Origin of the sequence: Kineothrix sp. MB12-C1 (genome assembly GCF_030863805.1) — a bacterium.
Classification (GTDB): Bacteria; Bacillota; Clostridia; order Lachnospirales; family Lachnospiraceae; genus Kineothrix.
This window is the reverse complement of sequence record NZ_CP132957.1, coordinates 306,423-319,195: the sequence shown is the minus strand read 5'-3', so window position 1 is coordinate 319,195 and position 12,773 is coordinate 306,423. Positions and strand designations below refer to the sequence as shown.

The 12,773-nt window shown below is 41.0% G+C and carries 13 protein-coding genes; all 13 read left to right on the top strand.

Features of this window, described 5'->3' with window-relative positions:
* Nucleotide 1 precedes the first annotated feature (1 nt).
* Genes fliY through RBB56_RS01530 form a run of 13 tightly spaced genes read left to right on the top strand, consistent with a single transcriptional unit; the run spans nt 2 to nt 12,760 of the window.
* Nucleotides 2-1,180, top strand: a complete 1,179-nt coding sequence (fliY, locus tag RBB56_RS01590) for a flagellar motor switch phosphatase FliY (protein ID WP_306720662.1) — start codon at nt 2-4, stop codon at nt 1,178-1,180.
* 23 nt (nt 1,181-1,203) lie between these two features.
* Nucleotides 1,204-1,566: a response regulator gene (locus RBB56_RS01585; protein ID WP_306720661.1), complete on the top strand. Its 363-nt coding sequence runs from the start codon at nt 1,204-1,206 to the stop codon at nt 1,564-1,566.
* A 26-nt stretch (nt 1,567-1,592) separates the two neighbouring features.
* Complete coding sequence (locus tag RBB56_RS01580) at nt 1,593-1,937, top strand: flagellar biosynthetic protein FliO (protein WP_306720659.1); 345 nt, start codon at nt 1,593-1,595, stop codon at nt 1,935-1,937.
* A gap of 16 nt (nt 1,938-1,953) precedes the next feature.
* Nucleotides 1,954-2,823: a flagellar type III secretion system pore protein FliP gene (fliP, locus tag RBB56_RS01575; RefSeq protein WP_306720657.1), complete on the top strand. Its 870-nt coding sequence runs from the start codon at nt 1,954-1,956 to the stop codon at nt 2,821-2,823.
* A gap of 19 nt (nt 2,824-2,842) precedes the next feature.
* On the top strand, nt 2,843-3,112 hold the full coding sequence (gene fliQ / locus RBB56_RS01570; protein WP_306720654.1) for a flagellar biosynthesis protein FliQ: 270 nt from the start codon (nt 2,843-2,845) through the stop codon (nt 3,110-3,112).
* Between the two features lie 4 nt (nt 3,113-3,116).
* Nucleotides 3,117-3,899: a flagellar biosynthetic protein FliR gene (locus RBB56_RS01565; protein WP_306720652.1), complete on the top strand. Its 783-nt coding sequence runs from the start codon at nt 3,117-3,119 to the stop codon at nt 3,897-3,899.
* A complete protein-coding gene (flhB, locus tag RBB56_RS01560; protein ID WP_331526343.1) occupies nt 3,896-5,008 on the top strand; it encodes a flagellar biosynthesis protein FlhB in 1,113 nt (370 codons plus the stop codon). The genes RBB56_RS01565 and flhB overlap by 4 nt, the downstream gene beginning before the upstream one ends.
* A 20-nt stretch (nt 5,009-5,028) precedes the next feature.
* On the top strand, nt 5,029-7,065 hold the full coding sequence (gene flhA, locus RBB56_RS01555; RefSeq protein ID WP_306720651.1) for a flagellar biosynthesis protein FlhA: 2,037 nt from the start codon (nt 5,029-5,031) through the stop codon (nt 7,063-7,065).
* The gene (flhF, locus tag RBB56_RS01550; RefSeq protein ID WP_306720650.1) at nt 7,062-8,240 is read left to right on the top strand and encodes a flagellar biosynthesis protein FlhF; all 1,179 of its coding nucleotides are present in this window, start codon (nt 7,062-7,064) and stop codon (nt 8,238-8,240) included. Before flhA ends, flhF begins: the two co-directional genes overlap by 4 nt.
* Before the next feature lie 15 nt (nt 8,241-8,255).
* Nucleotides 8,256-9,134 (top strand): MinD/ParA family protein, encoded by an 879-nt coding sequence (locus RBB56_RS01545; protein ID WP_306722062.1) that lies wholly within the window; start codon nt 8,256-8,258, stop codon nt 9,132-9,134.
* A gap of 15 nt (nt 9,135-9,149) precedes the next feature.
* Complete coding sequence (locus RBB56_RS01540; RefSeq protein ID WP_306720649.1) at nt 9,150-9,902, top strand: flagellar brake protein; 753 nt, start codon at nt 9,150-9,152, stop codon at nt 9,900-9,902.
* A 31-nt stretch (nt 9,903-9,933) separates the two neighbouring features.
* Nucleotides 9,934-10,665, top strand: coding sequence for a CheB methylesterase domain-containing protein (locus RBB56_RS01535; RefSeq protein WP_306720648.1), 732 nt, complete (start codon nt 9,934-9,936; stop codon nt 10,663-10,665).
* Between the two features lies 1 nt (nt 10,666).
* The gene (locus tag RBB56_RS01530; RefSeq protein WP_306720646.1) at nt 10,667-12,760 is read left to right on the top strand and encodes a chemotaxis protein CheA; all 2,094 of its coding nucleotides are present in this window, start codon (nt 10,667-10,669) and stop codon (nt 12,758-12,760) included.
* Nucleotides 12,761-12,773 lie beyond the last annotated feature (13 nt).

Below are 12,773 nucleotides of genomic sequence, written 5' to 3'. Positions count from 1 at the left end.
CATGGACGGAATGTTATCTCAAGACGAAATAAATGCATTATTAAATGGAATAGATTTATCGGAAGGCGAAAGTAATGAAGGGACAGATACTTTTGACACGGGAAGTGCAATAGTAGATGATAATCTCCTTTCGGATGTGGAAAAGGATGCGATTGGTGAGGTTGCCAATATCAGTATGGGATCATCAGCCACTACGCTCTATTCCTTGGTAAATCGAAAAGTTAATATTACAACGCCCGTTGTACGACTTGCCAATTGGGCAAATATGACGGAAGATTATGAGCGTCCTTGTGTATTCATTCAAATAAGGTATACTTCCGGATTGGAAGGTTCCAATATTTTAGTGTTAAAAGAACATGACGTGAAGATTATTACAGATCTTATGATGGGTGGCGATGGAACAAATACGGATGGCGAACTCGGTGAGATGCACCTTAGTGCCATTTCGGAGGCAATGAATCAGATGATGGGTTCGGCCGCTACATCTCTTTCAACAATGCTCGGTACAATGATTGATATCAGTCCGCCGGATGCTAGTTTGATAGACTTGAATGCCTTTAAATCAGGCGGTGATATTGCATCTTTCCTAGATGGTGCTTTTGTGAAGATATCTTTTAGAATGCAAATCGGAGATTTAGTGGATAGTACGATTATGCAGTTGTATCCCATTGATTTTGCTAAAACGCTTTACGAGACTTTTATTAATAATCAGATGGGAATCTCGGGTCCTGAGCAACCGGTAGAACCGGAGCCGGCTCCTGTAGTAACGCAGGAGATACCACAACAAATAGCGATGGGAGGCAATGGGATGCAGCAACAGATGGCTATGCCACAGCAAATGGTAATGCAGCCGCAGATAGCAATGCCACAGATGCAAATGCAGAATATGAATGTTCAACCGGCGCAGTTCCAGAATTTTTCAACCGATTACAGTGGGCTTCAAAGCAATGAAAATATCGGATTGATTATGGATGTACCGCTTGAAGTAACTGTGGAACTTGGAAGAACGAGTAAATCAATATCCGAGATTTTGGATTTTGCTCCGGGTACAATTATAGAATTGAATAAGATTGCCGGAGAACCAATTGATGTTTTGGTAAATGGTAAGTTTGTCGCCAAAGGCGAAGTTGTTGTAATAGAAGAAAGCTTTGGTATTCGAGTAACAGAAATTATTAAATAAGAAGAGAAATAGGAGAAAGAGATATGGCAAAGAATATTTTAATTTGCGACGATGCGGCATTCATGCGTATGATGATTAAAGATATCCTTACGAAAAACGGGTACAACGTTGCGGGTGAAGCCGAGAACGGAGTAAAGGCAGTTGAGAGATATGGTGAATTGAACCCTGATCTTGTTCTTATGGATATTACCATGCCGGAAATGGATGGAATTCAGGCATTGAAGAAAATTAAAGAAGCGGATCCTTCTGCTCTTGTTATTATGTGTTCCGCAATGGGACAGCAGGCAATGGTTATTGAATCCATTCAGGCGGGAGCAAAAGATTTCATTGTTAAGCCTTTCCAGGCAGATCGTGTATTGGAAGCTGTTAAGAAAGTAGTTGGCTAGTTATGCTGCTTACCGTATCAAATGGTATGAATTCCTTTTTACAGCTTATAACCGTGCTTTTTATCTTCGTATTTGTACTCGTGATTACTTGGTTTTTCACCAGGTGGATGACGAGCTTGCAAAGCGGAGCGAAGGGAAGTACGAATATTGAAGTTATAGAAACGTATAAGCTGACCGCGAACAAATATATCCAGATAGTAAGAACCGGAGATAAGTATCTTGCGATAGCAATTGGTAAGGATACCGTTACGATGCTTGCGGAGATACCTGAAGAGCAGATTCATCTGCCTGACAGAGAGGGTGTCTCTATGCCAGACTTCAAGAAGATATTTGAAAAGGCTAAAATTATGGATAAAGACCGAAAAAAATGAAGAATAGGCGAGATATATGAAAACAATTTTTTCCGGAAAAAGTATGATGAAAATAATATGCCTGCTGTTTTCGGTAGGCATATTATTATATGTAGGAAGTCCTCTTACGGTACATGCGTCCGGCAGAGAATCTAATCTGACCGGTACAACGGATGAGAGAACGAATATAAATAATCCTGGTGAGGCACAGACACCTGAAGAATTGAAGGAATTAAACATTGCGAATACAGTGTCACTTACTTATAATGATGGGAACGGGCAGTTAAATGGAAGTCTTAGAATTCTTTTAACACTTACTATAATTGCGCTTGCTCCCTCATTAATTATTATGTTAACCTCGTTTACCAGAATTATCATTGTTCTACATTTTGCGAGGGCAGCTTTGAATACCCAAACAGCGCCTCCTAACCAGGTGTTGATTGGGTTAGCTTTGTTTTTGACTTTTTTTATTATGCAGCCAACGCTTACACAGGTATATGAGGAAGCAGTCGTTCCTTTTGAGGCAGGAGAATTGGATCAGTCAGAAGCTCTTGAAGTAGGGATACAGCCGTTTCGCGACTTCATGTATGGGCAGACCCAGGCGAAGGACGTAAGGCTGTTTATGGAGATCAGCAAGACGGAGTGGCAGGGAGATTTGGCGGGAATACCGACGAGTGTGCTCGTTCCCAGTTTTATTATCAGTGAGCTTCGGACCGCATTTATTATTGGATTTTTAATTTATATTCCATTCATCGTTATCGATATGGTAGTGGCTTCCACGCTGATGAGTATGGGTATGATGATGCTTCCTCCCACTACGATTTCCATGCCCTTTAAAATACTTTTATTCGTGCTGGCAGATGGATGGAACTTGATTATAGGAAGCCTTGTAAAGACATTTTATTAGATAGAAATGGAGTTAGAGTATGACGATTGATGAAGTAACCGCGATTGCTTCTACCGCATTATTTTTGATTATAAAGACATCCACCCCCGTTTTGCTCGTCTCGCTTATCATCGGTTTGGTTATTAGTATTTTTCAGACAGTTACGTCCATTCAGGAGCAGACCCTTACTTTTGTTCCTAAAATTATTTGTGTTTTTTTATCTCTTATCGTACTCGGTCACTGGATGATGAATGGAATGGCTGAATTCATGGTAAGCCTATGGTCTAATTTCAGTGTCTATATAAGGTAGTATTATGATTGATTATAGTTTTACCTATGCAAGTCTTGAATATTTTTTATTGATTTTCACAAGAATCACTTGTTTTATTTTTATTGCGCCATTTTTTTCCATGAACAATACACCCCATCGTGTGAAGATAGGACTGGGATTTTTCACATCGCTTCTTATTTTCTATGTATTACGCCCTTTGGAGCCGCTTGGCTATACGACCTTGCTGGGATATGCAGTGATTGTCCTAAAGGAGGCATTAACCGGGCTGATTATTGGATTTGGTGCGAATATGTGCAGTTCTATCGTATCTTTTGCGGGACATGTAATCGATATGGAGGTAGGCCTTGCTATGGTATCGCTTATGGATCCTACCACGAGGGAAAGCACGAGTATTTCCGGTGTATTCTACCAATATGTGGTAACACTTATGCTTATTGTAAGCGGTATGTATCAATATTTGCTTAAGGCTCTGACGGATACTTTTACTTTAATACCGATAAATGGTGCGATTTTTAGGACAGATTCTTTAACGTCAGCAATGATTCGTTTCATGAGCGAGTATATCGTTATCGGTTTTCGTATTTGCCTTCCTGTTTTTGCAGTAATGATTATGCTCAACGTAGTGCTAGGTGTACTCGCTAAAGTATCTCCGCAGCTTAATATGTTTGCAGTCGGTATCCAGATTAAAATTCTTGTAGGATTGACAGTAATGTTTTTAACTGTGGGAATGATGCCTATCGCATCGAATTTTATTTTTGAACAGATGAAGAAAATAATTGTAGCATTTGTAGAGGGATTGATGTGATATTACGATATAACCTCCAATTTTTTGCAAAAGAAGGTCCCGGTGGAGAGAAAACAGAGCCGGCTACCGATAAAAAGCTAAGAGATGCCAGAAAAGAAGGACAGGTAGCCAAAAGTAAGGAAGTAGGAAATGCGTTTGGGCTGTTGGCATTATTTCTTGTACTTAAGATGTACGTAGGAAGCATGGGGAACAGCTTTATGGAAGTTTTTTATGGTATTTATCATCAGATACCTTCTTTCATTAAGACCTATAATGGTGAAGTTCCGGTTACGAGTATTCGTGCTATATTTAACAATATGATTCTGGAAATGATCATTATTATGGCACCGGTACTAATAATAGGTGTATTGGTGGCATTTATCTGTGATATTGCACAGGTGAAGTGGAGACCTACAGGAAAACCTCTTCAGCCTAAGCTCAGCAAGCTGAATCCTTTGAAAGGCTTCAAGAAGATTGCGTCCAAGGAATCCTTAATGGAACTTCTTAAATCAATTCTTAAAGTTGGAATTGTCGTATATGTGGCATATTCCTACTTGAAAGATAAATATAATTATATATTTTTGTTATATGACATGTCGCTGCAACAAGCGATTTTGCTTATCGGCGAGTTAGTCATCGACTTGGGAATAAGGGTTTCCATCGTTTATATACTAATAGGAGCTTTGGATTTCTTTTATCAGAAAATCAAATTCAAAGAAGATATGAAGATGACGAAGCAGGAAATCAAGGATGAATATAAAGACCAGGAAGGTGACCCGCAGATTAAAGGGAAGCAAAAGCAACGCATGCGCGAGGCATCACAGCGGCGTATGATGCAGCAACTGCCGCAGGCGGATGTGGTAATTACGAACCCGACCCATTATGCGGTTGCTGTCAAATATGATGCGGAGAAGTACGAAGCTCCTATTGTCTTAGCCAAGGGAGAGAATTATCTGGCTCAGAAGATCAAAGAAGCTGCGAAGGAAAATCAGATAGAAGTTGTAGAGAATAAACCCCTTGCCAGAATGCTGTATGCAAATGTGGAAGTGGGAGAACTCATACCGCCGGAGTTATATCAGGCAGTAGCGGAGGTGCTCGCATTCGTATATAGTCTGAAGGGAAAGACGTAAGAGGAGAGGAGGAGTAAGGTATGAAAAGGGCTGATATCGGCATTGCGTTATATGTGCTGTCGGCATTTGTTATGTTTATTGTGCCAGTTCCGGCCTGGCTGCTCGATATTTTACTCGCTTTTAATATAGCTGTGGCGTTTGCTGTTATGTTCGGGTGTATGTTTGCAAAGGAGGTATTGGATCTGTCATTTTTTCCGACGATTCTGCTATTTACGACTATCTTTCGAATCGCCCTTAACGTATCGTCCACTAAGTTGATTTTATCCACTGGAGATCCGGGTAATGTTATTCAGGTATTCGGAAACTTTGTAGGTGGTGGTGACCTTATCATCGGTTCGATCATATTTATTATTTTAATATTGATCCAGTTCATGGTTATCAATAAGGGTTCAGAGCGTGTGGCCGAGGTAACAGCGAGGTTTACATTGGATGCTATGCCGGGTAAACAGATGGCTATCGATGCGGACTTAAATACCGGTGCGATTACAGATGCGGAAGCGAAGAGGAGGCGTGATAAGATACAGGAAGAAGCCAGTTTCTTCGGTTCCATGGACGGTGCGGTTAAGTATGTAAAGGGAGATGCTATCGCTGGATTAATTATTTCCGTAGTTAATATTGTAGGTGGTATTGCGATGGGTGTGCTTCGTCAGGGTATGGATATGTCAGGGGCATTGGACAAGTATACTATCCTTACGATAGGCGATGGGCTTGTGAGCCAGATACCATCTCTTTTAATATCACTTTCCACCGGTATTCTGGTGACGAAAGGTTCGAAGGATGCGGATTTCGGTACGGTATTAATTAGTCAGTTATTCGGTGTGCCCAGGGTACTGTATTTCGTAGGAGCTGTTTTGGCAGTACTCGGTATTATTACCCCATTAAATGCGTTAGTTTTCGTTACAATGGGACTTGTGTTCATTATCTGCGGAAGAGTGATGGCAGGAACTATTGAGACGGCGAAGATAGATGCAGAGGTGGATATGGATGAAATAGCTGCGGAGGAGATCCGGCAGCCTGAGAATGTAACGAGTTTGCTACAGGTGGATCCCGTCGAGCTGGAATTCGGTTATGGGATTATTCCCCTTGCTGACGTGAATCAAGGCGGAGACCTCTTGGATCGTGTCGTTATGATTAGAAGGCAGATAGCCCTTGAGCTTGGAACTGTTGTTCCGATTATCCGTTTGAGGGATAATATACAATTGAACCCGAATCAGTATATCATTAAGATAAAAGGTGTTCAGGTTAGTGAAGGTGAGATTTTATTCGATCATTATATGGCCATGAATCCAGGGTATGTAGAGGAAGAAATTACCGGTATTCCTACCTTTGAACCTTCCTTCCATCTACCAGCAATCTGGATTACGGAAGGACAAAGGGAACGCGCAGAGAGCCTCGGCTATACGGTGGTAGATCCGCCATCTATTATTGCGACGCATCTGACAGAGATTATCAGACAGCATATTTCCGAGCTTCTTACGAGACAGGATGTACAGAATCTTGTTAATAATATGAAGGAGAACAACCCTTCTCTTGTGGAAGAATTGGTACCCAAGCTGCTCGGTGTGGGAGAAATCCAGAAGGTACTGCAGAATATGTTGAAGGAAGGCATTTCCATTCGAGATTTGCTTACTGTTTTTGAGACGTTGGCGGATTATGCGGCAACGACGAGAGATACGGATATTTTAACAGAATATGTACGACAGAGCTTGAAACGGGCGATATCCGGCAAATATTTCCCGGCAAATGAGACGACAAGTGTGGTAACGATAGATCCGAAACTTGAACAAGAAATTATGAATAGTGTAAAACAGACGGAACAGGGGGCATACTTGACACTGGATCCTGATAAGACAAAGGCTGTTATCAAGGCGGTAGGAGATGAAGTACAGAAGTTGGAGAATCTGGGAAAGAATCCTATTATAATTACGTCACCGATTGTACGTATGTATTTTAAACGGTTGACAGAAGATTATTATAGAGATTTGATCGTTGTTTCTTATAATGAAATTGAATCAAATATTGAATTACAATCTGTTGGGATGGTGACGATAGCATGATAATTAAGAAATTCCAAGGAAAAACAGAAAATGAGGCGGTCGAGGCTGCCAAAAGAGAACTGGGCCAGAATATTGTCATCATGAATGTTAGAGGTGTGAGAAGGAAAGGGATTTTCCGCTTCTTCCATTCTGAGATGACGGAGGTTACTGTTGCTCTTGAGGAAGAAAATGAGAGATATTATCCGCCGAGAAGAGAAGAGGTAAAAGAGCCTGTGTCGGGAATGGCGAACAGGTCTTTCGTAGTAGAAAATCTGGATGAACAAAAAAGGGACAACTCTCTTTTGGAGGAGAAGCTTGATAATCTTCATTCTCTCTTAGAACAGCAGTTACAGCGTTCGGATCAGGAAAAGCAGGAAGAAGATGAAGAGAAGTTAAGTGAGCTGGAGAAGTTTACAAAGGTATTATATAACACTATGTTGGATAATGAGGTCAGCGAGCAATATGCCAACCAAATTATCGATGAAATTGAGAAAAATGTAAAGCCTAACATGCCTTTTGATTATGCTTTGGCGAATATTTATCAAAAGATGGTTCTAAAGTTTGGGAAGCCAATAAGTATTACACCGGCAGAAGATGGGGCGAAGGTAATCTTTTTCATAGGTCCGACAGGTGTTGGAAAGACAACGACGATAGCTAAAATCGCTTCTAGATATATTGTGGATGAGAAGAAGCAGGTGGCGCTGCTAACGGCGGATACGTACCGTATTGCAGCGGCTGAACAGCTTCGTACCTATGCTAACATTCTTGAAGTTCCTTTTCGTGTCGTATATTCTTCGGATGAAATTATGGCAGCGATTAAAGCTTTCGCTGAATTCGATTATATCTTCGTAGATACTTCCGGGCATTCTTATCAGAATGAAGAGCAGAAGGCTAATACCGAAAGTATTCTACGCTCTGTTGATGGATTGGCAGAAAAGGAAATCTTCCTGGTGCTTAGTGCGACGACCAAATACAGGGATTTACTTCGTATTGTTGATTCTTATTCACAGATTACAGATTATAAGTTAATATTTACTAAATTAGATGAAACGTCAACGATGGGCAATTTGTTAAATATCAAATTGCATACAGGTGCTTCGTTGTCATATGTTACCAGCGGACAGAATGTACCCGATGATATCGAGGAATTCAATCCCCAGAAGACTGTAAAAACATTACTTAGCGGACAAAAATAGGAGGATGGTGTGAATATGGACCAGGCGCAGCAGTTAAGAAATATTATAAAAGCCAACAACCATTCGCAAAAACCGCTGGCACGTGTTATCACGGTTACCAGTGGAAAAGGAGGAGTGGGTAAATCCAACACATCCATCAATCTGGCAATCCAATTTCGAAAAATGGGACAGAGAGTGGTTATTCTCGATGCAGATTTTGGGCTTGCGAATATTGAAATCATGTTTGGAACGGTACCGAAGCACAATTTAAGCGATTTAATCTATCAGGGGAAAAGTATTAAGGAAATTATTACATGGGGACCGATGGAGGTAGGTTTTATCTCGGGAGGTTCAGGCATTGCAGGATTATCCAATCTTACGAAGGAAAACATTGCTTTTATTATTCAGAAACTATCCGAACTCGATTCCATTGCAGATGTTATCATTATTGATACCGGAGCCGGAATATCTGAAGCGGTACTTGGGTTTCTCGTAGCTAGTCAGGAAATCTTACTCGTGACGACGCCGGAACCAACATCGATTACAGACTCCTATTCGTTGCTGAAAGCTTTGAATAGACATCCGGATTTTTCGAAAGAGGAAACAAAGATTCGAATGATCGCTAACAAGGTGTTGAAAAGAGGGGATGGAGAGAGTCTGTATCATAAGCTTTATTCCGTTGTCACAAGATATTTAGAGATTCCGATGGAATACTTGGGAGAAGTACCGGAGGATGGACAGCTTAGCAAGGCAGTAATGCAGCAAAAGCCTGTATCGATGGAGAATCCGACTGCGAAATCAGCGCTTGCCTATGAAGAGCTGACAGCGATATTGGCAAATAAAGAAATTAATAAAACCGGGAGCAGGAGAGGAATGACAGCATTCCTTTCTCATATATTAAGTAGAAAGAAATAAAGAGATGGTGACTTCATGGCAAGTGAAATTTTATCAAAATATGTGATACCGGGGAGTAAAGTTGATATAAGGGAAGAAATAAAGAAAGAGAACGAAGGGAAAATCGAGTCGGAGATTAGAGTATATTCGAGTCAAGTATATGATGTTTTAGCGGAGGATAGAATTGAGATTGCTATGCCTATGAAAAAGGCAAAACTCATTGTTCTTTCCATCGACAGAGAATACATTTTGTCTTTTTATACGGATACAAGTATTTATCAGTGCCGTGCTAAAGTGGTTGATAGAACGAAAAGAAATAATGTCTATCTTCTCACCATGCAAGTAATCGGCAAGTTGAGTAAGGAACAGAGACGGGAGTATTTTCGGTTCAGTTGTGCGCTTCAGGTGGATATCAGGGAATTAGAGCCCCTGGAAATAGAGGCTCTTGAAAGAAAGATAAAGAAAGAAGAATTTGTAATTCCGGATCTTCCTTATAAAAAGGGTGTGATTGTAGATATTAGCGGCGGCGGACTTCGTTTTATCTCGGATTTCAAGTATGATGTAAATAGTGTGCTTTTATGTAAGTATCAGCTCGATGGTGATAAAGGAATGAAGGTATACGATCTGCTCGGCAAGGTTCTTCATGTAAAAGCGATGGAGAATAGAGAAGGTACATTCGAGTGTCGGGTACAATATATTAATATCGATAAAGAAACACGGGAAGAAATTATTAAATTTATTTTCGGTGAAGAGAGAAAAATTTTAAGAAAGAAAGGCGACGACCAATAATTCCAGTTTTATCTGAGACAAAATAGAAAAAGTGTCGAATAATGATGACTTTGCACTCATGAGAAGGGAAGTCTGTGATATAATGGACACAGATAAAAGATTCTTGGAAAAGCAGGACTGGAAATGTCGTGGAAACGCGAAAAAGGTAGTAGAGCTTATGAATAGAAATACAGGTCAGTTATCAGGTAATAAGGTAGTGGCAATTGCGAGCTCTACCGGCGGACCGAAAGCTTTGCAAACGGTGATTACCAAATTGCCGGCGAAATTAAACGCTCCGGTCATAATTGTACAGCATATGCCCGCTGGCTTTACAGCATCTTTGGCAGAGAGATTGAATTCTCTTAGCGAATTACAGGTAAAAGAAGCTGAAGATGGAGATGTGTTAGCCGCTGGCATGGTGTATATTGCTAGAGGCGGGAAACACCTTAATGTGCGCTATGCAGGTAATCGTCATGTGATTTATTATTCGGATGAGCCTAATAGAGAGGGTGTAAAGCCTTGTGCCAATTATATGTATGAATCTCTGGCAGGCAGCCGCTACAGTGAGATTGTATGTGTGGTAATGACAGGAATGGGCGCTGATGGAACCAAAGGAATTACTTATCTGAAAAATGAAAAAAAGGTACATGTAGTTGCACAAGAGGAAGAAAGCTGCGCGGTATATGGTATGCCCAGGAATATAGTGAACGCAGGACTTTCCGATAAAGTTATACCTCTTGAAGGCATTGCACAGGAAATCATAATGAACGTGGGGGTAATATAAAATGGACGTAAGCCAATATCTCGAAATTTTCCTTGATGAAACAAAAGAACATTTGCAAAGCTTGAATACTGAAATATTAAATCTGGAGCAAGAACCGGATAATGCGAATACGATTAATGAAATCTTCCGTGCGGCACATTCCTTGAAGGGAATGGCAGGGACGATGGGGTATAAGAGAATGCAGGCGCTTACCCATGATATGGAGAATGTATTCTCAGAAGTACGTAATGGTACAATCAAGGTAAAAGGGAATATGATCGATATCCTTTTCCGGTGTCTGGATGCGTTAGAAGAATATTTGAATGCAATACAGGAAACGGGCGATGAGGGAACGAACGACAACGAACCTTTAATTAAGCTTTTAAATGAAGTTCTGGACAGTAAGGGAAGCGAATCAGCACCGGTCGCAAAAGCAGCAGAGGCTGTTGCCATTCCTGCCGAAGATGTAAAAGTGGAGAAATGGCAGGATATTGCATTCGATGATACGCAAAAACGTGTCTTAAAGGAAGCTGCCAGACAGAACAAACATGTATATGGAATTACGGTAAAAGTGCAGGAAACCTGTATTTTAAAGGCTGCGAGAGCATTTCTTGTTTTTAAGGCCCTTGAAGAGTTGGGTGAAATTATTGTGTCGACCCCACCGGTGCAGGATATTGAGGATGAAAAATTCGACTTGGACTTCAGTTTGATTTTTATTTCTGACAGCCCGTTAGATAAAGTGCTCAATGCAGTTAAGCATGTTTCCGAGATTGAAAAAGTACAGGGAGCAGATATCGATAAAGAGAGATTTTTATCCATATCCGATATAGAGTCTGAGGATACAGGAAGTGTGGTTTCCGATCAGAATACATCGTTGGAGCAGGTTCAGACAGAAAGACAGCTTCAACAGACCGGCACTGCAACGAAAGCGGCTGAGAAGAAGACACAGGCATCGAAGCCGATGGTAAATAGAACGGTTCGAGTAGATATAGAGAAGCTGGATGTACTTATGAACCTGGTAAGTGAGCTTATTATCGCAAAGAACTCTTTGGTATCTGTATCCGGTGGAGAGAGTGCAAAAAGCAATGGGTTCAATGAACAAATTGAATATCTGGAGAGTGTGACGACTAATCTGCATGAATCGGTAATGAAGGTTCGAATGGTTCCGATTGAAAGTGTAGTGAATAAGTTCCCGAGAATGATTCGCGACCTTTCTAAGAAGTTAGACAAGCAGATGGAACTGTATATGACGGGTGAAGAGACTGAGTTGGATCGTACGGTAGTGGATGAAATTGGAGATCCTTTGATGCATTTGCTTCGTAATGCAGCGGATCACGGTCTAGAATCGGCACAGGTTCGTAAAGAAAAAGGAAAACCGAAGGTAGGTTCTATTTTCCTCGATGCTTATCAGGACGGCAATAACGTTATTATCGAAGTAAGAGATGACGGTGCAGGAATCAACACAGAAGCTGTGAAGGCAAAAGCGATAAGCAGAGGTATTATCACAGTAGATCAGGGCGAGAATATGTCTGACCAGGAAATTGTGAATCTCTTATTCCATGCCGGATTCTCTACAGCAGATGTGGTATCTGATGTGTCAGGAAGAGGGGTTGGACTTGACGTTGTAAAGTCTAAGATTGAAGCCTTAAGCGGTGAAGTAGAAGTTAAGAGTAAGATAGGAGAGGGAAGTATATGGACTATCCGTCTGCCGTTGACTCTTGCGATTATTCAGGCACTTATGGTAGATGTGGGTGGAGAAAAATATGCAGTTTCTCTCGGTTCGATTCAGACGATTGAAGATATATCTCCAAGTGAAATTAAGACGGTACAGAATAAAGAAGTAATTCATTTAAGGGGAGTCGTTATTCCACTTATCAGATTGAGCGGTGTGCTCGATATTGAGAGCAAGAAGGATCCGGAAGATAATATGACGGTTGTTATCGTTAAAAAAGGTAGTCGATTGGCAGGTCTTGTGGTGGATGAACTTATGGGACAGCAGGAAATCGTTATCAAATCTTTGGGCAGATATATTACAAAATGTAAGATTATCAGCGGAGCAACTATTTTGGGCGATGGTGAGGTTGCCCTTATTCTGGACACGAATGCGTTGTTTTAAGGAGGAATAGCAA

Coding starts and splice junctions, on each gene's coding strand:
- fliY (WP_306720662.1), top strand. CDS start 2: ATGGACGGAATGTTATCTCAAGACGAAATAAATGCATTATTAAATGGA.
- flhF (WP_306720650.1), top strand. CDS start 7,062: ATGATAATTAAGAAATTCCAAGGAAAAACAGAAAATGAGGCGGTCGAG.
- RBB56_RS01580 (WP_306720659.1), top strand. CDS start 1,593: ATGAATTCCTTTTTACAGCTTATAACCGTGCTTTTTATCTTCGTATTT.
- RBB56_RS01530 (WP_306720646.1), top strand. CDS start 10,667: ATGGACGTAAGCCAATATCTCGAAATTTTCCTTGATGAAACAAAAGAA.
- RBB56_RS01585 (WP_306720661.1), top strand. CDS start 1,204: ATGGCAAAGAATATTTTAATTTGCGACGATGCGGCATTCATGCGTATG.
- RBB56_RS01565 (WP_306720652.1), top strand. CDS start 3,117: ATGATTGATTATAGTTTTACCTATGCAAGTCTTGAATATTTTTTATTG.
- RBB56_RS01545 (WP_306722062.1), top strand. CDS start 8,256: ATGGACCAGGCGCAGCAGTTAAGAAATATTATAAAAGCCAACAACCAT.
- fliP (WP_306720657.1), top strand. CDS start 1,954: ATGAAAACAATTTTTTCCGGAAAAAGTATGATGAAAATAATATGCCTG.
- fliQ (WP_306720654.1), top strand. CDS start 2,843: ATGACGATTGATGAAGTAACCGCGATTGCTTCTACCGCATTATTTTTG.
- RBB56_RS01540 (WP_306720649.1), top strand. CDS start 9,150: ATGGCAAGTGAAATTTTATCAAAATATGTGATACCGGGGAGTAAAGTT.
- flhA (WP_306720651.1), top strand. CDS start 5,029: ATGAAAAGGGCTGATATCGGCATTGCGTTATATGTGCTGTCGGCATTT.